Origin of the sequence: Allokutzneria sp. NRRL B-24872 (assembly GCF_002155965.1) — a bacterium.
In the GTDB taxonomy this organism is placed as follows: domain Bacteria; phylum Actinomycetota; class Actinomycetes; order Mycobacteriales; family Pseudonocardiaceae; genus Allokutzneria.
In genome coordinates this window covers 1-21,271 of sequence record NZ_MUMH01000031.1, presented here as the reverse complement: position 1 = coordinate 21,271, position 21,271 = coordinate 1, and the positions used below count along the sequence as shown (strand labels likewise).

General features: G+C 69.5%; 21 protein-coding genes. 10 read left to right on the top strand and 11 right to left on the bottom strand.

The genetic code is table 11. The features are described from left to right. Positions 1-54 precede the first annotated feature (54 nt). Positions 55-1,173, top strand: coding sequence for a cobalamin-independent methionine synthase II family protein (locus tag CCN37_RS09395; RefSeq protein ID WP_086820311.1), 1,119 nt, complete (start codon positions 55-57; stop codon positions 1,171-1,173). A gap of 22 nt (positions 1,174-1,195) precedes the next feature. Further along, on the top strand, positions 1,196-1,597 hold the full coding sequence (locus CCN37_RS09390) for a hypothetical protein (protein ID WP_086820310.1): 402 nt from the start codon (positions 1,196-1,198) through the stop codon (positions 1,595-1,597). 33 nt (positions 1,598-1,630) lie between these two features. On the opposite strand, the gene CCN37_RS09385 is transcribed toward CCN37_RS09390, so the two are convergent. Further along, a complete protein-coding gene (locus tag CCN37_RS09385; protein ID WP_086820309.1) occupies positions 1,631-3,658 on the bottom strand; it encodes a tetratricopeptide repeat protein in 2,028 nt (675 codons plus the stop codon). Positions 3,659-3,766: 108 nt separating this feature from the next. On the opposite strand from CCN37_RS09385, the gene CCN37_RS09380 reads away from it, so the two are divergent. Then, positions 3,767-4,756: an LLM class flavin-dependent oxidoreductase gene (locus tag CCN37_RS09380; RefSeq protein WP_086820308.1), complete on the top strand. Its 990-nt coding sequence runs from the start codon at positions 3,767-3,769 to the stop codon at positions 4,754-4,756. On the opposite strand, the gene CCN37_RS09375 is transcribed toward CCN37_RS09380, so the two are convergent. From CCN37_RS09375 to CCN37_RS09365, 4 genes are all read right to left on the bottom strand, one after another. Further along, positions 4,719-5,522: a hypothetical protein gene (locus tag CCN37_RS09375; RefSeq protein WP_086820307.1), complete on the bottom strand. Its 804-nt coding sequence runs from the start codon at positions 5,520-5,522 to the stop codon at positions 4,719-4,721. The genes CCN37_RS09380 and CCN37_RS09375 overlap by 38 nt on opposite strands. A gap of 37 nt (positions 5,523-5,559) precedes the next feature. Then, a complete protein-coding gene (locus CCN37_RS09370; RefSeq protein WP_086820306.1) occupies positions 5,560-6,144 on the bottom strand; it encodes a dihydrofolate reductase family protein in 585 nt (194 codons plus the stop codon). A gap of 33 nt (positions 6,145-6,177) precedes the next feature. Then, the gene (locus CCN37_RS38905) at positions 6,178-6,477 is read right to left on the bottom strand and encodes a hypothetical protein (RefSeq protein ID WP_143261527.1); all 300 of its coding nucleotides are present in this window, start codon (positions 6,475-6,477) and stop codon (positions 6,178-6,180) included. A 191-nt stretch (positions 6,478-6,668) separates the two neighbouring features. Then, complete coding sequence (locus CCN37_RS09365; protein ID WP_143261526.1) at positions 6,669-8,885, bottom strand: hypothetical protein; 2,217 nt, start codon at positions 8,883-8,885, stop codon at positions 6,669-6,671. A 508-nt stretch (positions 8,886-9,393) separates the two neighbouring features. On the opposite strand from CCN37_RS09365, the gene CCN37_RS09355 reads away from it, so the two are divergent. The 4 genes from CCN37_RS09355 (at position 9,394) to CCN37_RS09345 (ending at position 11,916) form a co-directional block, all read left to right on the top strand. Next, on the top strand, positions 9,394-10,512 hold the full coding sequence (locus tag CCN37_RS09355; RefSeq protein WP_086820303.1) for an HNH endonuclease signature motif containing protein: 1,119 nt from the start codon (positions 9,394-9,396) through the stop codon (positions 10,510-10,512). Positions 10,513-10,593: 81 nt separating this feature from the next. After that, positions 10,594-10,869: a hypothetical protein gene (locus CCN37_RS09350; protein ID WP_086820302.1), complete on the top strand. Its 276-nt coding sequence runs from the start codon at positions 10,594-10,596 to the stop codon at positions 10,867-10,869. Continuing rightward, on the top strand, positions 10,836-11,009 hold the full coding sequence (locus CCN37_RS39715; protein ID WP_168200595.1) for a hypothetical protein: 174 nt from the start codon (positions 10,836-10,838) through the stop codon (positions 11,007-11,009). The genes CCN37_RS09350 and CCN37_RS39715 overlap by 34 nt, the downstream gene beginning before the upstream one ends. 16 nt (positions 11,010-11,025) lie before the next feature. Then, complete coding sequence (locus tag CCN37_RS09345) at positions 11,026-11,916, top strand: endonuclease/exonuclease/phosphatase family protein (RefSeq protein WP_086820301.1); 891 nt, start codon at positions 11,026-11,028, stop codon at positions 11,914-11,916. Between the two features lie 11 nt (positions 11,917-11,927). On the opposite strand, the gene CCN37_RS09340 is transcribed toward CCN37_RS09345, so the two are convergent. Both CCN37_RS09340 and CCN37_RS09335 read right to left on the bottom strand, forming a co-directional pair. After that, positions 11,928-14,564, bottom strand: coding sequence for a glycoside hydrolase family 172 protein (locus CCN37_RS09340; RefSeq protein WP_246842913.1), 2,637 nt, complete (start codon positions 14,562-14,564; stop codon positions 11,928-11,930). Between the two features lie 103 nt (positions 14,565-14,667). Then, a complete protein-coding gene (locus tag CCN37_RS09335; RefSeq protein ID WP_143261524.1) occupies positions 14,668-14,991 on the bottom strand; it encodes a hypothetical protein in 324 nt (107 codons plus the stop codon). 245 nt (positions 14,992-15,236) lie between these two features. On the opposite strand from CCN37_RS09335, the gene CCN37_RS09330 reads away from it, so the two are divergent. The 3 genes from CCN37_RS09330 to CCN37_RS09320 all read left to right on the top strand — a co-directional run bounded on the left by CCN37_RS09330 (position 15,237) and on the right by CCN37_RS09320 (position 17,786). Then, entirely contained in the window at positions 15,237-15,866 is a 630-nt protein-coding gene (locus CCN37_RS09330; RefSeq protein WP_086820299.1) for a hypothetical protein, read from the top strand. Positions 15,867-16,056: 190 nt separating this feature from the next. Beyond that, complete coding sequence (locus CCN37_RS09325; protein WP_086820298.1) at positions 16,057-17,175, top strand: epoxide hydrolase family protein; 1,119 nt, start codon at positions 16,057-16,059, stop codon at positions 17,173-17,175. Between the two features lie 35 nt (positions 17,176-17,210). After that, positions 17,211-17,786 carry a TIGR03086 family metal-binding protein gene (locus CCN37_RS09320; RefSeq protein WP_086820297.1) on the top strand — a complete coding sequence of 192 codons (576 nt, stop codon included), beginning with the start codon at positions 17,211-17,213 and terminating at the stop codon, positions 17,784-17,786. A 2-nt stretch (positions 17,787-17,788) separates the two neighbouring features. Here the strand turns inward: CCN37_RS09320 and CCN37_RS09315 are convergent, their stop codons facing one another. The 4 genes from CCN37_RS09315 to CCN37_RS09300 all read right to left on the bottom strand — a co-directional run. Further along, positions 17,789-18,880, bottom strand: coding sequence for a HAMP domain-containing sensor histidine kinase (locus CCN37_RS09315; RefSeq protein WP_086820296.1), 1,092 nt, complete (start codon positions 18,878-18,880; stop codon positions 17,789-17,791). Beyond that, positions 18,877-19,542 (bottom strand): response regulator transcription factor, encoded by a 666-nt coding sequence (locus CCN37_RS09310; RefSeq protein WP_086820295.1) that lies wholly within the window; start codon positions 19,540-19,542, stop codon positions 18,877-18,879. The genes CCN37_RS09315 and CCN37_RS09310 overlap by 4 nt, the downstream gene beginning before the upstream one ends. Positions 19,543-19,551: 9 nt before the next feature. Then, positions 19,552-20,103, bottom strand: coding sequence for a VanZ family protein (locus CCN37_RS09305; RefSeq protein WP_086820294.1), 552 nt, complete (start codon positions 20,101-20,103; stop codon positions 19,552-19,554). A gap of 21 nt (positions 20,104-20,124) precedes the next feature. Continuing rightward, a partial coding sequence (locus CCN37_RS09300) for a serine hydrolase (protein WP_143261523.1) occupies positions 20,125-21,271 on the bottom strand: 1,147 nt, incomplete at its 5' end.

Here is a 21,271-nt window from a genome sequence, read left to right as displayed (position 1 = left end):
GCTGAGGCCGAAACGTCCCTTGCACCAAGGCAAATCACGTGGTGACCTAGCGCCATGAAGAGCCACGTCGTCGGTTCGCTGCTCCGCCCGCAGGCCCTGCTCACCGCTCGCGAGCAGCACGCCGCCGGTCAGCTGTCCAGCGAACGGTTGCGGGAGCTGGAGAACGAGGCCGTCGACGTGGCGATCGCCTTGCAGGAGGCGGCCGGGATCGACGTCGTCACCGACGGCGAGCAGCGGCGCGGCGTGTACTTCGACTCGCTGGCCGGGGTGCTCGACGGCATCACGCCGGTGCTGCCCGGGCAGAGCGAGGTGCTCGACGCGATGGTGGGCGCGGACGCCTGGCACACCGAGGAGTCGGCGACCGAGCTGTCCGACCTGGAGGCGAAGCTGCTCATCACGGGCAGGCTCGCGCGGCGGGAATCCCTTGCGCTGCGCGAGTTCGAGTACGCCAGCCAGCGCGCGAAGCACCCGCTCAAGGTGACGTTGCCGTCGCCGAGCAGCATCGCGCTGGTGTTCTGGTCCACCGAGCACTCCACCGCCGCCTACCGCGACGTGTCCGAGGCGATGGACCACGTCGCCGAGCTGCTGCGCGAGGAGATCTCCGCGCTGGCCGCGCACGGGTGCCGCTTCATCCAGGTGGACGCGCCCGACCTGACCTTCCCGATCAACGAGGCGAAGTTCTTCTACGAGGCGGCCGGGCTCGACCGGGACCGCTTCCTGGCGAAGAGCGTCGAGCTGCTGAACAGCGTCATGACCGAGCCCGGCGTCACGTTCTCCACCCACGTCTGCCGGGGCAACAACCAGGGGCAGTGGCACACCTCCGGCGGCTACGGCGCGATCGCCGCGCAGGTGTTCCCGCGCATGGACAACGTGGACCTGGTGTTCCTGGAGTACGACGACGAGCGCTCCGGCGGGTTCGAGCCGCTGGCCGAGATCCCCGACGACAAGACCGTGGTGCTCGGGCTGATCTCCACCAAGACCGACGTCGTCGAGTCCCGCGCGCAGGTCGAGCGCCGCATCGAGGAGGCCGCCCGCTTCCACCCGCTGGAGAACCTGGCGATCTCCCCGCAGTGCGGCTTCGCCTCGGCCATGCAGGGCAATCCGCTGTCGGCGGCCACGCAGCGCGCCAAGCTCGAACTCGTCGGCGAGATCGGGCGTTCGCTGGCGTCCTGACCGCGTGCGCCATGCTGACGGCATGACTCCCACCGAGCTGCGGGTCGGCAGCACCTACCGGGTCCGCGTGCCCCGCGGCGAGAGCCCGGCGAAGTACGTGACGGGACGCGCGGACGCGGACCTGATGTTCTTCCAGATGGCGCTGGAGCACGGGAACGGGCTGAGCGAGGACTTCGACATCACGCTGACCTCCGTCAGCGAAGTGCTCGCGGGCGAACCCGCCGTGACCGGGATCAAGGTCGTGGACACCACGCACGTCAGCACTCCCCTCGCGCCACAGGTCGCCGCCGCGCTCGGCTTGGCGCCGGGCGTCGAGTACATCGTGGAGGGCGTGCTCAAGGACGCGCGCTCCGGAGCGCCGGTGCGCGTGCTGACCGAGGAGACGCTGACCGTTCCCGCGTCGTGGCTCCACCCCACCGAATAGCAGAACCCGTTTCACAACTACGTAGGAAGTAGATCAGCGCAGGCGGTCCGCGTCCGGGGCGTCGACCAGCTCGAACAGGGCCAGCGCCCGGCGCCGCAGCTCCTCCGCGCGCTCGGGGTCGGTGCGCTGCGCCAGGCTGCTGAGGATTTCCAGCGCCAGCCCCTGCCCGAACGCGGAGTTCAGCGCGGTCATGGCGGACAGCGCCGCGCTGGCGTGCTCCTCGGCCAAGTCGTGCTGACCGTCCTGGAGGTAGGCCTCGGCGAAGAAGATGTCGTGGCGGGCGTGGTGGTAGGGGTCGACGTCGTCGAGGGCGGTCAGCCGCGCCTTGGCTTCGATCAGCAGCGGCAGCGCGGTCGCGGCCCGGCCGACTGCCACGTGCGCCCGGCCCAGGTTGAGCATGGACAACGCGACCTTGCGCTCCGCTCCGGCCACCTCGCGCCAGACCTCCGCCGCGCGCCGGAAGTGCTCGACGGCCTGCTCCGGATCGCCGTCTGCCAGGCACGCCGAGCCGAGGCCGTCCTCGACGTTGCCGGTGTTCCACCCGTCGCCGGTGCGCTCGTTCACCACCGCCGCCAAGCCGAAGTGGCGCCGAGCCTTGGCGCGGTCACCCCGGGCCTTGCAGCCCATCGCGGCCTGGAACAGCATGCGCCCTTCAGCGACCTCGTCACCGCACGACCGTGCCGCCGCGACCGCCAGCCCTTCCAGCTCTTCGCGGTCCTGGTTGTACCGGCGATGCAGGAACAGCGGCCACATCGCGTCCACCACGCGCCAGGTGATCTCCGGAAACCCTTGCCGCGCAACCGCACGGAGGTTGTCGCGCTCTTCCTCCAACCAGTCGACCGCGGCGCGCGCGTCGTCGAAGTCCACGTGCTCCGCCGAGGTGAACGCGTGCGGCAGTCGTCGTCGGTTCGGCGTCGCCGCCCGGTCCGCCGCCATCGCGTTGACGAGATACCACTCGCAGACCGCGCGCCGAGCTTCATCGGACTCCTGCTCCGTGGCTCGCTGCGCGGCGTGCAGGCGGAGGAGGTCGAGGAACTGGAAGCGGTCCTCGCGGACCTCCTCCAGCATGTTGGTGTCCACCAACTCTTCCAGCGCCTGCTCAGCGGTTTCGGCCATCAGACACGCGGCGGCGGCGCCGGTGCTGAACTGAGGGCCTGGATGCGCGGACAGGCGGCGGTAGAGCTGTGCGGCTTCGTCGGACAGCTGCGCGTAGGACATGTCGAAAACCGCGCCCACAGAAAGCTCTTCGTGCTTCGACAAGCCCTTGAGCCGGGTCCTCTCGTTCTCCAGCTCACCGAGAACCCTTGCCAGGGACCATTTCGGCCGCGCCGCGAGGCGGGCGGCGATGACGGCGAGCGCGATCGGCAGGCCTCCGCACACCACGGCGATCCGTGCTGCCGCGTCCGGCTCCGCCGCGACTCGTTCCGCCCCGATCACGTTGGCCAGCAACACAACGGACGTCTCGGTGTTCATCGGCGCGGCGTCGACCCACTGCGCCCCGTCGGCGGCGAGCGCGCTGAGCCGCCGCCTGCTGGTCACCACGACCACGCCCGCGGCTCCGCCGGGCAGCAGTTGGCGCACCTGGGCGACCGAGGACGCGTTGTCCAGCAACACGACCAGCGACCTGTCGGCCGTCATCGTGCGATAGAGGTCCTGTTGCTCAGCAAGGGATGCGGGAACCCGCTCCGGCGCCACGCCCAGTGCTCGCAGGAACCGTCCGAGCGCGTCGGCCGGGCGAAGCGGCCCCGCGGGGCCGAAGGCACCGAGGTTCACGAACAGCTGGCCGTCGCGGCCCAGCTCCGGCCGCTCGCTCAGCCATCGCAGCGCGAGACTGGTCTTGCCGATCCCTCCGGCGCCGGTGATCACGATCAGCGCCCGCGCACCGACCGCGCGCGAGAGTGCTTCCAGCTCGGGCGCGCGGCCGGTGAAGTGCGAGGGCGGTGCCGGCAGTTGCCTGGGCGTCGCGTTCTCAACCGGGGCCCGGTGGAAGTGGACATCGCCGTGGATGGCTCCGGCCTGCACCAACGAGCCCGACACCGAGCCCGTCACGTCGTTGCTCACCGCGCCCCCAGTTCGGATCGACCGCCTCCCACGCTAGCTGCCGAGGGGCCCGGGTGGTCAACGATGATCGACAGGGGAAGCTCCCTCAGCGGACGTTCGGAGGCCGGGATGACGAGCACTGTGCGCCTGTCGGTGCTGGACACCTCGCCGATCGTGGCGGGCTCCACCGCGCGGCAGGCACTGCGCAACACCGTCGACCTCGCCGAGCTGGCCGATGAGCTGGGCTTCCACCGGTACTGGGTGCCGGAGCACCACGGGATGCGCGGGGTGGCCAGCTCCGCGCCCGCAGTGCTCATCGCCCACCTCGCGAACGTCACGCGCACGATCCGCGTCGGCGCGGGCGGAGTGCTGCTGCCCAACCACGCGCCGATCGTGGTCGCCGAGCAGTTCGGCACGCTCGAAGCCCTGCACCCCGGGCGGATCGACCTCGGCGTCGGTCGCGCGCCCGGCGGAGCGGGCCCAGCCGTGGAGGCCGTGCGCGGCGGGCGCACCGAGAGGCCATTCGAGGAGCAGCTGGACGAACTGCTCGCCCACTTCTCGCCGCCGGAGGACGCACGGGTCAAGGCGATCCCCGCCCTCGGCAACACTCCGCCGATCTGCCTGCTCGGCTCCTCGGCGACCAGTGCGCGGATCGCGAGCGCGCGCGGCCTCCCGCACGCGTTCGCACACCACCTCAACCCCTCAGCCGCGGCCGAGGCCGCGCAGGTCATGACGCCGATGCTGGTCAGCGTCTCCGCCATCGTCGCGGACACCGACGAGCGGGCCGAATGGCTCGCGGGCTCCACGCGGGTGAAGGTCCTCAGCCGCGTGCGCGGGCACCGCATCCGCCTGCCGAGCCCGGAGGACGCGGCGGCGCGGCCCTACACCGACGACGACCGGGCCGAGATCGCCGCGCGCTCCGGCAGTGTTCTCGTCGGGTCCCCGGAGACGGTGGCGCGCAAGCTCCAAGCGGTGCTCGACAAGACCGGCACCGACGAGCTGATGATCACCACGCCCGTCTTCCACCACGCGGACCGACGTCGTTCCCATGAACTGCTCGCGGAGCGCGTGCGCAGTGCGCTCACCAGCTCAGGACGCGCGGAGCCGCCCGGTCGGTGAGTCGCCGCGCCGTGGCCAGTTCCGGAACGCGGTCGCGCAACACGTTGAGCCCCAACGGAATCAGCGCCAGGCACGGGATCGCCGCGATGGCGACGTCAAGCAGCGCGCTCTCCTTGAGGATGCCGTGGGCGATACCCGGGATGACCAGCAGAGCGCAGCGAACGAGCCCGAACACTCCCACCCGGTAGGCGCCGACCGCCAACAGCGCCATGCCCAGCAACGCGCCGAAGGTGACCCACACCGGAACCCGCCACAAGCCGTACGAGAGGTCCACATAGGACTCCAGCACGAAGGTCGTCGCCTGTTCCAGACCGAGCTTGTCGACGAGTTGGAACGCGGTCTGGTTGATTCCCGAGAAGTACCCCTTAGCGAACAGCGACGCGATGACGAGCAGAGTTCCCCAGAACGCGAGGCGCGGAGACCTCGCGGCGACCACTCGCCCGAAGGTGAGGACCGCCGGGATCATCAGGATGGCGGCGACGGCGTAGAGGACGAATCCGGCGGTGACCAGCCCGGGGTGTTGCTCGTAGGCGGCCAGCTGCTCGGGCGCGTCGAAGGTCTGCCGGTCGAACCAGGCTTGTTCCTGCGGCGTGAAAACCGCGATCTCGCGGGCCACGTGCCGCACGATCAGGGCCGCGAGCCACACCACCGGCCCCAGCAGGAGCGTCAGCCCGCCGAGGACGCGGCCGGGAATCCACGCGTTGGTCAGCTCGCGCGTCGGCTGAGTCCATCCCGGAAGCCGCGCGGCAAGAAGTCTGTTCGTCACAGCGCGGAACCCTGACAGGCCGATCCTCAAAGCACTCTCAGCGACAGATCCGATAGCGGACGTGCGTGGCCTCCGGCGTGTTCACCACGCGGATGATCTTGAGCTCGACGCTCGACGGCAGCACGTCGAAGAGGCGGCGGCCCCGCCCGAGCAGCACCGGGACGGTGTGGATCTGCACCTCGTCGAGCACGCCCGCCGCGATCGCCCGCCGCCCGGTGTTCGCGCCGAGCACGTGCACGCGGCGGTGCCTCGCGGCGTGTTTGGCGCGGCGCATCGCGCTGGTGATCCCGTCGTGCACGTAGGTCACCAGCGGGTAGTTCGCCACGGACGGCCCCGGAAGCCGGTTGCTCGGCACGAAGATCGGCACGCCACTGCCGTGGTGGTCGCCGCCCCAGTGACCGACCTGCTCGGCCGTCCGCCTGCCCGCGAGCACCGCGCCGATCGTCTTCAGCTCGTCGAGCAGGTCCCCGGCCGCCCCCGCTGTGCGGAACTCCCCGTCCGGGGTGAGCCCCCACGCGTGCAGCCGGGAAAAACCGTCTCCCCCGGGGTTGTGCGGCCCGTCGTTCGGACCGGCGATGAAACCGTCCAAGGACATCGACATGTCCAGCACAGCTACGCCCACGTCGTCCTCCCGCGCTCTCAACCACCGCGTCGTTCAGGCGCGGTTGGCACCCCAGCCGAGGACGTCGGCGCCGAGGTCGCACCACGCGGTCGACCAGCCGCCGTCCGGAGTCCGCGGGCCGTAGTGGGCGTACGTGACGCCGTTGTCCCGCCGCTTGCAGTGGACCATCGCCACGAAGAACCCGCCGTTGGCGCAGGACACGGAAACGCCCCTGTGCCCTTGGGAACCCGTCACGTGCTGCCCCTGGCACCCCGCCGAGGCGGCTGCTTGACCCGACACCACCCCCGTCGCGAGCACCGCAGCGGCAACAGCTCCTGCCAGCAACTTCGTCATCCCAGATCCCATGTGCACATGGTTGCCGTGGGCAGCGGCTGGCAACAGCTCACGCACCGGTCACGTGTGACCGGTGTCGTCAGTCGGTGTAGCCACCCAAGAGTTCGAGGTCGGAGTTGCGGTCGCACCACGCCGTCGACCACGCGCCGCTCGGTCCGTCCACAAAGGACTGGACGTGGGAGTCCTTCGCGTCAGCCCACCAGTCTGATCGAGTCGATCTTCACCGGTCCTGGCGCGTCGGTGGGGTCGACGCGGAACCGCTTGAGCGTTCCGGTCCACTTCGGGTGCGCGCCGACGTCGACGCGATAGGTCGTGTAGTAGGCGTCCCGTGCGACCGCCGTAGCGCCGATCTGCTTGTCATCAGCCCATTTCTGGTCCGCGTCAGTGGTGAAGTACACCTGCATCCCGGTTCCGGTGGTCTCGTTGCGCATCCGCACCTCGACGAAGCGCAGCGCACGCGTGTCCACCCCGAGGCCGTCCGGCGAGTACACGGCCGGGTCGCCGCCCGTGGCCTCAAGCCGCAGTTCCCCGCCTGCCGCGCCGCCGGTCAGCTGAACGGCTTCGTCCCAGCCGTCGCGTCCGTTGGTGAAGTCCCAGCGAACCTCCGGTCCCGGCGCGTAGCCCACCGCGGGCACCCAGCTCACCGAGTCGTTCGTCGCGTCGCCCTTGCTGCTGAGCTCGAACCGCAGCACGTCGCCTCGGCGCACCGGCACGTCATCGAGGTTGACGTCCACGCCGTTGCGCTCGCGCGGGCCGACGTCCAGCGGTCCGCCGATCACCTGACCGTTGCGCGTGATCCGCACGGCCACTCCGTCACCGCCGAGCTCGGTCTTGAGCACCCGGCCTCGCAGGTGCACCGAGCCGTCCTTGGGCGCGGTCCACGTCCTGGCGCTCCACGCCGCGCCTTCCTCGGCCGTCTGCGTGAACTTCCTGATCACCGGGCGCGGCCCCGCGTCCGCGCGGAATTCCTTTGCAGCGGCGTCATAACGCAGGTCCTGCCACCGCTGCCCGTCCGCGCTGCGCTGGTATCCCCACGGGCTCCCCGGAGTTCCGAAGGCCGCCGCCGCGTAGCTCGCCTCCGCCACGGCGTTGAGCTGGCGGTTGCCGCTGATCCGGAAGCCGTCGAAGGTGCCGCCGCTCGCCGCGTGCAGGAACCCGGTCGGCTCGGCGTGCAGGTTGGCCGCGATCACCCCGGTCGGCTTGTGGTTGCTGACGAGCCTGGCGATACCGCCCTTGTGCACCGGGTCGTTGCCGCGTCCGTTGTCCAGGAACAGGTTCCCGGTGATCTGGTGATCGAGGCTGCGGTCGTCCGTGCCGTGGTGCGCCAGGACGCTCACACCGGGCCCGGAGTTGCCGCTGATCAGGTTGTTGCGCAGGTGCACGCGCTCGGTGGCGGTCTCGTAGTCGAAGCCCGTCTCGTCGACCGACCCCGTGCGCGGCGTGTCCGCGAAGATCGAGTTCACCACCTGGAGATCGGCCACCCTTCCGACGAAGACCCCCGCCGTCCCCGTCTCCGACCGACACGCGGCCCCCGCGCGGACCACCGAGTTCATGATCAGCGCGTCACGCAGGTTCACCAGCCGCAGCGTGTCGTCGCACCCCCGCGCCGGGCCGCCGTTGTCGTGCAAGTTGAGCCCGTCCATGACGACCTCGCGCACGAGCGTGCTGCCGTCACCGCCGAGCACGTGCTGCGCGGCGAGCCCGTTGCACCAGTCGAAGGAGACCCCGGCCAGGCTGCTCGTCGCTTCGATGTCGCGCAGCAGCACGCCCTTCACCGCGTACTTGTCCGTGCCGAACTTGTGGGCGAAGTCGCCGGTGATCTCGATGCCCGCCGAGTTGTACACGTGGTTCGTGCGACCGCAGTCGATCGGCTGCGCGGGCCCCGGCCACGCCGTGTCGGTGTGGTGGATGCCGCGGATGTCGCGCACCGAGATGTCGGTCAGCGTCAGGCCCTCGTTGCCCAACGTGTTGTAGAAGACCATGAGCCCGGTGCCCGCGTTGCTGATGTCCACATTGGACACTCGCCAGTGCGTCGGGTTCAGCATCAGCACCGCGCGGTCCAACGGCTTGCCGTCGCGGCGGATGTGCGGCCGGGGCCCGCTCCCGTAGGCGTCGAGCACGATCGGCGCCGCCGCCGTTCCCGTGCCGCGCAGGTAGATCATCTGGTTCCAGGTCGCTCCCCTGGCCAGCAGGACGCGGTCGCCAGGGTCGAAGATCTTCGGCTCCACCGGCCCGAAGTCGCACCACGGCGCGCTCGGCGAGGTCCCCGCCCCGCCGTTGGCGCAGTTCGACCCCGCCCGGTTGTCGATGTAGTACGTCGTCCCCGGCTGCGCCGTCGCCGGCAGTGGCGCGAGCACCGCCGCCAGCACGACCGCCGCCACCGCGCCGCGCGCGAACATCCTTCTCACACCGGCGAAGTATGCCCACCCAATGCCACGCCCCCACAACACTTCGCCGATCTTCGACGCATCACCCGTGCACAGTGGACTCCCTGTGGTGGTCGTGGTGAAGCGCCCATGCGCGGGCGGCAGCGAGCAGGACGGCCTGGTTACGCTCGACTCGGCCAGCTTGGGCCAGGCCCCGCACACCACCACGATCACCGACCGGCAGTGGCGCGATGCCGAACTGGTCTGGTCCTACCACCAGCTGAGCCACGATCAGCGCGCCTGCGACGTCGCGATCTGGCTGGGGTCCCACGACCTCGGTGCCGCGAGCGCGGCCGCGTCTTTCCACGAAGCTGGCCTGTCCCCTTCGTTGCGTTCTCCAGCGCCACCACGCGGGGCCAGTTCTCGCGGGAAGGATCCACCGGCAGTCTCCAGCCGACCCGATCGGGCGCTCGCCCTGATTACGTTGTGCCACTAAGGAATTCACCCTTCGGAGCCATGATCGTTTAATTTTCGGGAGTAGAATTACGTTATGCCCCTTGATGATTCCGACGAGAAGGTGAAAGCGGCATTCGCTGGTGTTGGCCGTGCGGCCGGAGAACTCGCCATCGCACTGACGGGATTCGTGGATGGATTGACCGCGCATGAGCGGGAGTACGCGGAGGACTTGTTGTTGCCGCTGCTGCCGATCACGCGGATGAACGCGCGGCGCTTGTTGGACAACGCGTCGTCGCTTGCGGAGCGCCCTGGGGTGTTGGCGGCGTTGGTGGACGGTCGGATCGATGAGCGCAAGGCGCTGATGATCGTGGACCAGTTGCGGTTGCTGACCGAGGTCCAAGCAGTGGTGGCGGAGGGCGTGTTGATCGAGCACGCGGCGCGCAGCAACTACACGGTGACGCGTCAGTTCGCGGTCCGCCATGTCCACCGCTTGGATCCGAAGGCGGCGGAGCGGCGTCACAAGGAGAGGCGCGATGCGCGGTTGGTGGAGAAGGTCGCGCTGGAAGACGGGATGTCGTTGCTGCGGTTGACGATGACCGCGTTGGACGCCGCGATGGCCTTTGACCACGTGGATCGCATCGCTCGTGCGTTGGACAAGGATGAGCGCACGTTGGATCAGAAGCGCGCTGATGTGGCGAAGGATCTGTTGCTGGGCAGGGACACCGACGCGCCGCAGGGTCGGGTGTGCGTGTACTTGACGATGCCGATGGCGAGCTTCCTGGGCATGAGCGAGGAGCCCGCTCAGCTGCGTGGCTACGGGCCACTACCGGCGCCGGTCGCGCGGGATGTTGCGGTGAACGGGATCTGGAAGCGCGTGCTCACCGACCCGGCCACCGGTACCGCCGAGGACATCACCACGTACCGGCCGTCCGCGCGGCAGCGGGAGCTGGTGCAACTGCGGTATCCCACGTGCACGATGATCGGCTGCAACCAACCGGCGCACCGCTGCGATGTGGATCATTGTTGTCCGTTCGACGGGATGAACACCACGGTGGCGAACCTGCGACCGAAGTGCCGTCGTCATCACCGCATGAAGACCCACACCGACTGGAGCTGCGCGAACCTGCCCGACGGCACCCACACGTGGACCACCCCGGACGGCAAGCACTACCCGAGTGCGCCCGAACCCATCGCCGACCCCGCACCGTTCTAACCCCCGCAAGCCACCGGGTTGCCGATGATCGAGCAACGACACCGTTCCACGGCCTCCGCCCATCCCTCACGGGCTGTCGCAGTGATCGAGAAGCTCATTCGCGAACTCGACTCCGAGGACTCCGAACAGGCAATGGACGCCCAGGCGGCGTTGACGAGCCTCGCTCGCGAGAACGACGTGCTGCTGGACGTGCTGCGCGCGTTGCCCGGGCTGAGCCGCTACGCACAGCTCTGCGTCATCGAGATCATCGAGGAGCTGGCGGACACGCGCGCCGGGCCAGCCCTGATCGACCTGCTCAGCAGCGAGTTCGACACCGTTCGCGAGTGGGCGGCCCTCGCGCCGTCACGCCGCCGCTGACCGTGAGCCTGGCCGTACCCACGACCTACGGCTTCAAGGTGTGGCCCCTGCTCGACGTGTTCGAAGTCCTCGACGACCTGGCCGCCCTCGACGAGAACAGCTTCGCCGTGGTCGAGTGGATCGCCGAAGAAGACCTCTGACGAGCCGGAGGAACGCATGTCCCGTCGACTGAGCCAGCTGGGGCTGGTCTGCGCTTTGCTGCTGGGCCTGGCACCGGCCGCGCGGTCAGCCGAGCGCCCGGTGATCGGACCGGCGCGCGGCGACGCGCTGCACGTGATGTCGTTCAACCTGCGCTTCGCCTCGACGACGGAGCCAAACTCGTGGAGCGCGCGGCGGCCGGTGCTCGCGGAGCTGCTGCGCCGGGAACAGCCGACGGTGCTCGGCACGCAGGAAGGGCTGTACGGACAGCTGAAGGACATCCAGCGCGATCTTCCGCAGCCCTACGACTGGATCGGCACCGGCCGCGCCGGGGGCAGCCGCGACGAGTTCATGGCGGTCTACTACGACACGCGGCGGTTGGAGCCGGTGGAGTTCGACCACTACTGGCTGTCGGACACGCCGAACGTGATCGGCTCGAAGTCCTGGGGCAACAACATCACGCGCATGGTCACATGGGTCCGGTTCTCCGACAAGCGCACCGGCGCGGAGTTCGTCCTCGTGAACACCCACTTCGACCACGAGTCGGAGAACGCCCGCCAGCGCAGCGCGGAACTCGTGCGGGACCGGATCAACGCGCTCGCCCCGGGGCTTCCGGTTGTGCTCACGGGCGACTTCAACACCAAGGCCGGTGGCACGCCCACCTACGACACCTTGATGAACGGCGCACGCATGACGGACACCTGGCCGGCGGCCGCGCAGCGCCGGACTCCGCTGTACGCGACGTTCCACGGCTACCGCCCCTTGGTGCCCAACGGGGATCGGATCGACTGGATTCTCACCCGAGGTGCCGTGACGGTGGACGCGGCGGGCATCAACGCCTACACGAGAGGTGGCCAGTTCCCATCTGACCACCTTCCCGTGCAGGCGTTGCTCACGATCAAGCCCTAGAAGATCAAGCCCTAGCGGCCCGGTCGGACGGAGATCGGGTCGCGCGAGTCACGCACGAGCGGCCCGCGATCCGGTGCCCGCCAGTCGAGCGCCGCCGGGTCGAGCCGCTGCGCCGCCGAGCGCGCCGCGCCCGCGTCGTACGGTCCGACGTAGGAGCGGACGGTGTAGTCGCTCGCCGTCCACGGGGGCGAGTTCTTGGCGGGCTCCAACGTGATCGAGAGCTTCTTCTTGCCGGAGGTGAACTTCGCCGGGATCACGAAGGTGTCCTGGAGCCAGCGCTGCGAGGCGTTGCCCGTCACCTGGAGCCAGGTTCCGGCCTCCTTGCCGTCCACGAGGACCTTGACCTCCTGGTACGGGCGGGCGTGGTCGGCGGTGCGGACGAGCTGCACGCCGGTGTTCGCCTGGTCCACGGCGACGGAGAAGCTGACCTTGCCGCTGGTGGAGGTGACGGTGCCCGTCGCGGCGTCGTGGTCGTTGTCGCCCTCGAAGCTGGAGTTCAGCTTCGCCGTGGTCTCCGACTCGACGCGGTAGGAGTGCTGCTCGCGCTCCTTGGCGTTGGCGAGGTCGATCCGGTCGGTGTTGCGCAGCGTGGTCTGCGACTTGCCGTACCAGTAGGACGTGGCGCTGTAGTCGGCCGCGACGTCGGCGAGCGGACCGGACTCGATGCCGAAGCGGAAGGCGCTGCTGAACGGGATCGCGTCCGCCAGCATCAGCCGGTATGCGCCCGTGCAGTCGAACTGGCAGCCGTCGCCGCCGACCTCGTGCGCCGGGTACCCGGCCGAGGGCATGGCGAAGGTCCCGGTGCGGAAGTACCAACCGGACTCGTAGAAGTCCTCCGTGCCGGTGCCGTACTGCAACGGCGTGAGCACGCCGTCGGAGTAGATGCGCTCATCGCCCTCCAGGTACAGCCGAGGGACGTCGGTGCCGAGCGGGAGCTTGCCGCGCATCGAGTGCGTCATCCCGTAGTAAACGCCCCGGCCGGTGGTCTCGACGGCGATCCAGTCCTTGTCGCGCTCAGCGGCCGCGCTGCGGTGCTTCGCGTGGAAGTAGCCCAGGGAACCCTTGGCGCCCAAACGTTCCGCCACAGTGCTGTCCGGCGCCGAGGTGACCTCGACCGAAGCCCCCTGCACGGTGGTCGAGCTGCCGTTGACGAGTTCGACGACCGCGTTGCGCGCGAACGGCATCGGCCACCACGCGGTGTACCAGCCGTCCTTGCCCGGGTCCATGGAGAACATCAGCGAGCGCACGTCGAACTCGCCGAGGCCGGAGCCGAAGAACTCGCCGATCGGCGCGTCCACGGTGGTGACGCCGTCGAAGCTGATCCGCAGGCGCGTCCCGCTCAGCACGGCGTCGGAGGCGGCGACCTGCCCGGCGTCGGAGGGGTAGTAGGAGGAGCGGCGGCCCTGCCAGGTCTGCTTGTCGACCTTGTAGCCGTGCGCGGTCTCCTCGCCGGGGCGGTGCGGGCCGAGGTCCATCACGTCGGTGCGCACCCACGAGCCGTCGACGAGGCTCTGCACGTCGTAGCGGAACTCGTTGAAGTCCACGTCGGAGGAGACGAACTCGTTCCGGACGGTGATCTTCGACTTGCCCGAGGTGAGCGCGGGGGCCAGCGCCAAGCTCTGCTCGGCCCACGTCAGCGGGCCGAGGCGGGTCTTGTGCTTCCACTGCCCCGCCAGCACGCCGTCCACCAGCACGTTCGCCAGCTGGTTCTCCACCTCGGGGTCGTAGCGCCTGGTCAGCCGCACCCCGGTGTTCCTCGGGTGCACGGCGACGGTGAAGGTGCTCCCGCCGCCCTTGCCGTAGGCCCGGCCGTCGTCGATGACCGTGGGGCTGGGCACGACCTGGGGCAGGCGCACGCGCACCTGGCTGATCTGCGCGGGCCCGGTGAGCTGGGCGACCTTGGCCGAGGCGCCCGCCTGGATGTCCACAGTGGACTTCGCAGTGCTCGCGCCGCGCCGCTCCGGCTTGGGGTCGGTCAGGCCGGAGGACCGGAGCCGGGTGATCACGTCGGCCGCCTTGTCCTTCGGGTCGAAGGCGGGGACCCCCTCGGCGTCGGCGAAGGTGCGGTAGACCACGTGGTGGAACATCGGGTTGTTCTGCGTGGTGACACGCATCGACTGCCGGAACGGCATCGGGACCTTGATGACAACGCCACCGGAGGTGTCGTCGCGGTTGCCGACCAGCGGCCAGACGAACGGCGCGCCGAGCTTGCCGTCCACCACGTCCTGCAACGGCGCCTTCAGCACCGTCTTGCCGTCGAGCTCGATCTTGATCCAGCCGGTCTTGGTGACAACGCCCTCGTCGCGGGTGAACCAGATCGACTCGACCTGCCCGGCCCCGGTGCGCTCGGCGATCACGCAGTTGGTCGCGACCGTGCGCAGACAGGCGTACGTGCCGGTGAAGCCGTCGTTGTTGCGGCCCTCCCGGTCGTAGCTGGAGAACTGCCGCGTCTCGGTGGCACCGCGCAGCGCGGCCATGCCGTCGAACTGGCGGTAGGCGGCCCAGCCGACGGGGCCCTTGTCCCCCGCCGGCGGAGCCGCCGCCTGCGACGAGGCCGCCGGTGCCGTTGCCAGCACCGTGGCCGCTGCCGTGATCAAAGCCAAGAGCGCCCGCCCGCGAACGTGGTCGGGGCGACGGATACCGCGCACGGCTCCCCCTGATGTCTTGCCTGTCCGGAAAGTTCGATCTGTATGACGGAACAATCACGGGAAGGTTGTCAGGTTTCGCCGCATTTCACCCAGGACCGAAACGTCAGACCGCGCAGTTCACCTGGATCCAGTCGGTGGCGTTCCTGTTGTCGATGTTGTCGAATTCGTAGCTTCTCGCGTAGCGCATGGTCGGGGTGCTGCTGTCACCGGGCTTGCGCCCGTAGTTCCAGCCCCTGAGGTACGCGCGATCGGTAATGTAAAAAGAATTCGCCTTGTCCCACCACTCGTAGGGCAGGTCGTAGGCCCCGCAGCGCCGGATGACGTAACGGTCACCGGCACCCAGGTCCCCGTCGTACAGGCAACCGATCGCATCGTGCGGACAGTCGATGGCCGGGGCGGCCTGCGCCCCAGTGACCACCGTCGCCACTCCAGCGATGGTGAACGCGACCACGGCAGTGGCTCGCAGCGAGCGAAGAATCATGTTTCCCCAGCCCTTTCCCGCCAAGATTGTTGCCGACCTTTCAATTATCAGGACCGCTTCCACAGCCCCCGCAAGGCCGCCATTCGAGTTTCATTCCCAAATGAATCAGCTTTTGCGCCGGAGAGTCGAACCAACGTTTGCCGACTGGATTCCGCGCTGCCGAACGGCCGCTTTCGCACTACAGTCCGGCTGTGATCGAGATTCCGACGCCGCCATTCGCCGACTTCGACTCCGCCAGACGGTTCCACGGTCTGCTCCAGCTCTTCCTCCGCGAGCTGAAGTCCCCCGGCGAGCCGGTGTCGCTGCACGCGTTCCTGCTCACCCACGCACTCGCCCGGCACGCACCGCACCCGGCGGTCGGCGGCTGCGCGGACTGCGGGCCGCCCTATCCCTGCGCGACGGTGCTCACCGTGGCCGCGCTCAGCCGGTTCCCGGTGCCGTGGACCCCTGTGTCCCTGGTGGCGGCGATGAAAGCCGTCCGGCTGCTCACCCCGGACCGCGTCCCCAACCCGAGCACGACGTCGTTCGGCCTGATCGACAGCGATCCCCAGATCAGCGCCGAGAAGGACGAGCTCTCCGGCGGCTGGGTCATCCACGTCGTGGAACGCGGCCAGGACCAGCCCGTGCGGCTGGCCGACGACGACGCCTTCATCGACCGCCTGCTGAGCATGGCGCGCACCAACGCCTTCCCCTTCGGCTGGGGCGTGCCCGACGGCTGGGTCCCCGCCGTTCGCCCGGGCGTCGATGCGGCGCGCGGGTGGTGGCGCGAGCACGAGGCGCTGCCCTACATGCGCGAGCACCGCGACGAGGGCGCCCCGTGATCACTTCTCCAAGAATGAACCTTCAGTGAACGGGAGTTGCACACGAGAAACATTGATCAACGGAAACTTGTCCACCAAAATGCCGCCTGAAGTGGCGTTTCAGCCCCACATGAAACACCTATGCGGCCCAGTAAATAACGAATGCGTCTATCGACATCTTTTTTCGGGCCTGGCGATGAAAACTCTCGCCATGCTCACCATCCATCCCTTTTCGATCAACATCCCGCAGCAGGAAGTAGATGATCTGCGGGACCGGCTCACCAGGACTCGGTGGGCGAACGAACTGCCGTCGGCCGAGATCGCGGGCGTCCCGGCGTCCGGCCCCGTCCCCGAGGGCTGGCAGTACGGCGTGCCGCTGTCCTACGTCGAGAACCTCGTGCAGAAGTGGCGCGAGGACTTCGACTGGCGCGAGCAGGAGCGCAGGCTCAACGAGTTCCCCCAGTTCACCACCGAGATCGACGGCCAGCTGATCCACTTCGTGCACCTGCGCTCGGCCAACCCCGACGCCACGGCGCTGATCCTCACGCACGGCTGGCCGAACACCTTCGTGGAGTACCTCGGCATCGCCAGGGAGCTGTCGGAGAACTTCCACGTGGTCATCCCGTCCATCCCCGGCTACGGCTTCTCCGGGCACACCGCCCAGCGCGGCTGGAACGCGGAGCGGGTCGCGCGGGCGTGGTCGACGCTGATGCGCGGGCTGGGCTACGAGCGCTACGGCGTGCACGGCAACGACGCCGGGGCGATCATCGCGCCGATCCTGGGCCGGATCGCGGAGGCCGAGGTGATCGGTGTGCACGTGAACCAGATCTTCTCCTTCCCCTCGGGAGATCCGGCCGAGTTCGCGGGCCTGGCCCAGGCCGACATCGAGTACCTCGGGTTCCTGCAGTCCTTCGTGTCCCACGCCATCCACGACAAGGCCCAGCAGGCGCAGCCGCAGACCCTGTCGCACGCGCTGGCGGACTCCCCGGCAGGGCAGCTGGCGTGGATCGGGCAGCTGCTCGGTGACGCGCTGACGCCCGAGGACGTGCTCACCATCGCCTCGATCTACTGGTTCACCAACACCGGTGCTTCCTCGGCCCGCTTCTACTTCGAGAACAACCGCATGGAGCACTCCGCGGAGCCGACGACCTTCCCGATCGGGCTGTCCAGCTTCGCCCACGACTTCCGGCCGATCCGCCGCTTCGCCGAGCGCGACCACAAGAACATCGTCTTCTGGGTAGAGCACGACCGCGGCGGGCACTGGGCCGCGCACGACGCCCCCGACCTCCTCGTCGAGGACATCCGCACCTTCTTCACCTCCCTCACCTGACCGATCCCCGGCAGAGATCCCCGAAGGAGCACCACATGACCAGCTGGCCGATCCTCACCGAGTCCCACGAGGCACTGCACACCGCTGTCAACGCCACCACCGACTGGGAGGCCGCGACCCCGTGCTCGCAGTGGAACGCCACCCAGGTCCTGCAGCACGCCGCGGGCGACCAGATCGCCTTCGCCGCGTTCCTGACCGGCGGTGACGGTCCCACCGAGGACCCGTTCTCGCCGTCGGGCTCGCTGTCGGACACCCCCGGCAACGTCGCCGAGCACGCCATGAAGCTGTCCTCCACCGCGTGGTCCGGCGTCGCGGCCGACGCCGAGAACGTGGCCGTGCCGGTGCCGCCGAACTCGATGCCCGCCGCCCTCGGCGTCGGCGCGTGCGCGCTCGACGCCGCCGTGCACGCCTGGGACATCGCCAAGGCCGCCGGAGCCCCGTCGCCGCTGTCCGCCTCGCTCGCGCGCGAGCTGCTCCCGGTGGCGCAGCAGATCGTGGAGCCGCTGCGCAACTACGGCGCCTACGCGCCCGCGCTGCCCGCCGAGGACGGTGACGACGACGCCGCCGTGCTGCTGCGCTACCTCGGCCGCGACCCCAACTGGAGCCGCTGACCTCACTGCTCCAGGAGCACCGCGTCAGGCAGCCTGATCGTCACCACGAGGCCGCCGTCGGGGCGCGGTGCCAGGTCGATCGTCCCGTCGTGGGCCCGCACGATGCTGTGCACGATCGCCAGCCCCAGGCCGACCCCCGCGTAGCCGTCAGCGCGGGCCCGCGCCGTTCCGCGCTGGAACGGCTCGACGAGCGTCGGCACCAGTTCCGCCGGGACCGGGTGCCCGGTGTTCTCCACCCGCAACACACCCGAACCCAGCCACGGCTGAGTGTGGATCTTCACGGTCCCGCCCGCCGGGAGGTTGTGCACGATCGCGTTCTGGACGAGGTTCGTCACCACGCGCAGGATGAGCGCGGCGGAGCCGGAGACGTGCGTTGTCCCGCCGGTGACCTCCAGCGAGATCCCACGCTGTTCCGCGAGGGGTAGCAGCGTTTCGGTGGCCTCCTCGGCGACGAGGGAGAGGTCGACCGGCTCGCGGGTGAAGGTCCTGCGGTCGCTGCGGCTGAGCAGCAACAACGCCTCGGTCAGGTCGATCGCCCGCCGGTTGACCGAGCGCAGGCGCTCGATCAGCTCCTCCTGGTCGCGCTCCGGGTCGCCGCGCGCGACGTCGAGCAGCGTCTGCGAGATCGCCAGTGGGGTGCGCAGCTCGTGCGAGGCGTTGGCGGCGAACCGCTGCTGCTCGGCGACGTGCGATTCGAGCTGTTCGAGCATCGTGTCGAAGACGTCGGCCAGCTCGCGGAACTCGTCCTTGGGCCCGTCGAGGCGAATCCGGTGCGCCAGCGACCCCTGCGAGGCCAGCCGCGCCGCGTCCGCGACCCGGTGCAGCGGCGCGAGCATCCGGCCCGCCAGGAACCACCCGCCGACCAGGCCCACCACCAGCAGCACGGCCATCGCCTTCAGCGCGGCCCAGCCGAAGATCCGCGTCAGGAGGTACCGGTTGGGGCTGATCCCGAGCAGGCCCTGGTCGTTGTCGGGCACGTAGCGCAGCAGGTAGAGCCACGCCACGGCCACCAGAACGGCACCGACGACGAGCACAACGCCCGCGTAGCTGAGGGTGAGCTTCAGCCGGACGCTGAGCCCCTTGCGCCTGATCACGGGCTCACGTATATCCGGTAGCCGACGCCGGGCACCGTCGCGATCAGCCACGGCTCGCCGAGTCGCTTGCGCAGCGCGGAGATCGTGATCCGCACGGCGTTGGTGAAGGGGTCGGCGTTCTCGTCCCAGGCCCGCTCCAGCAGCTCCTCCGCGCTCACCACCCCGCCCTCGGCCGCGACCAGCACCTCCAGCACGGCGAACTGCTTCCTGGTGAGCGCGACGTGGCGGCCGTCGCGGAAGACCTCGCGCCGGAACGGGTCCACCCGCAGGCCACCGATCTCGCGCACCGGCGGCCGGGCGTGCGCGCGCCTGCGGTCCAGCGCCCTCAGCCGCATGACCAGCTCCCGCAGTTCGAACGGTTTGGTGAGGTAGTCGTCGGCGCCCAGCTCGAAGCCGGAGGCCTTGTCGTCGATGCGGTCGGCGGCGGTGAGCATGAGGATCGGGATACCGCTGCCCGAGGCCACGATCCGCCGCGCGACCTCATCGCCCGAGGGCCCGGGGATGTCGCGGTCGAGCACCGCCAGGTCGTAGGTGTTGACGCTGAGCAGCTCCAACGCGGTGTCACCGTCGTGGGCGACGTCGGCGGCGATCGCTTCCAGCCGGAGGCCGTCGCGAACGGCTTCGGCCAGGTAGGGCTCGTCCTCCACGATCAGCACGCGCATCCCCGCAGCCTAGGCAGCACCGGATGTCGCGGGCACGCGCGAACCCGACCTCACGCGCCACCAGCGGCGTGAGACCAGCGCGGCCAGCCCGGCGCCCACCGTGTTGAGCAGAACGTCGTCCACAGAGGACACCCGGTCCAGCTGGAAGACGTACTGCGCGACCTCGATCGAGAACGAGCAGGTCGCCGCGAGCGCCATGACCCGCGACAGCGACCCCAGTTCCGCGAACAACACCGGCCCGAAGCAGCCGAGCGCCGCGAACACCAGCAGGTTGCCGATGATCTGGCCCGCGTCCACGTCGAGCAGGTCCTGGAACGGCACCAGGCTCGTCCGGCCGGGCACTTGGCCCGCCCGACTGCCCGGCATCAGGGTCAGCCACACGAACGGCACCGTCCCGTGGACCAGGCCCACCTGAGCCAGCGACCTGCGCCAAGCGTCTCCGCTGCCGCGCCGGAGGTACGCCAGTCCGCACACCACCAGTCCCGCCACCGGCAGCGCGAACACCGTGCTCGCCACGATGCCGGTCTCCGTGCTGACCCAGTCCTGCCACTTGTCGAGCACCCGCGCTCCGCTTCCGTCGGTTCAGCGCGATCCCATGATCGCGAGCTGCTCCCGCTCCAGGATCTCCCCGAGCGGGAAGTCGTCGTAGTTGCTGGTGAGGACGCCGACCCAGCCGCGGTCCAGGTAGAGGTTCCAGTTGACGCAGCTGCCCGGGTTCACGCCGCCGCGCCCGGTGATCCACTCACCGTCGTGCAGCGAGATCGGCATCGTGTAGTTCGTGAACGCCGGGTACGGGGGCGGTGGCCCGCCGAACTTGCCCTTGCCGATCGGCAGCTTCGGTTGCAGGAGCAGGCCCGCGAAGGGCTTCTCCAGCACCGTGCCGTCGCACAGCCCCTGCGCGAACCGCGCCAGGTCCCGCGCCGAGGCGAATCCGCCGTCCCCGGCGTGGTCGATGAAGTTCCGCGCGTTGTTCTTGCCGGGCTCGTGCTGGCCCGGGCTGCCCTTGTCCAGGTTCCGCACGATGTCCACCCGGCTGCCGTCCGCCTGGCGCATGTACGAGTGCGCGATGTGCTCGTCGGTGAGCCACTGCGGCCTGGTGAAGAACCCCGATCCAGTCATGCCCGCGCGCTTGAAGACGTGCTCGTGCACGTAGTCCCAGTACGTCGTGCCGGTCACCGCTTCCACGATCTGCGCGGCGATCGCGAGACCGCCGCTCACCGTGTCCTCGCCCGCGCCGGGAGCGAAGTCCAGCTTCCCCTTGCGGCTCCACTGCTCCCAGTACGCGTGGACCTCTTCCTTGCTGTGGAAGACGCGTCGCAGGTCGTGCTCCGGGTGGACCAGCCCCGTGGTGCCGCCGATCAGGTGGTGGACGGTGACCTTCTCCATGACGTCCGGGGCGAAGCCCTTGAGGTACTTGCCCACGTTCTCCCAGAGCCGCAGCTTGTCCTGCTGCACCAGCTGAAGGATCGCCACCGCCGCGAAGGGCTTCGCCGCCGAACCGAGGTTGACCGCCGTGCCCTCGTGGTTGCGGACGCCCTTCTCCTTGTCCGCCATGCCATAGCTGCGCGACAGCACCGTCCGCCCCCGGTACGAGAGCAACACCGTGCCGGAGAACTTGTCCTCTCGCGCCAACTTCTCCACGAACCTGTCGTAGGCCCCGCCCGGCAACGCCTCCGGCGGAACGCGCTCGCCGATGTCCGCGTGCGCCCCGCCAGCCCCCACCACCGAC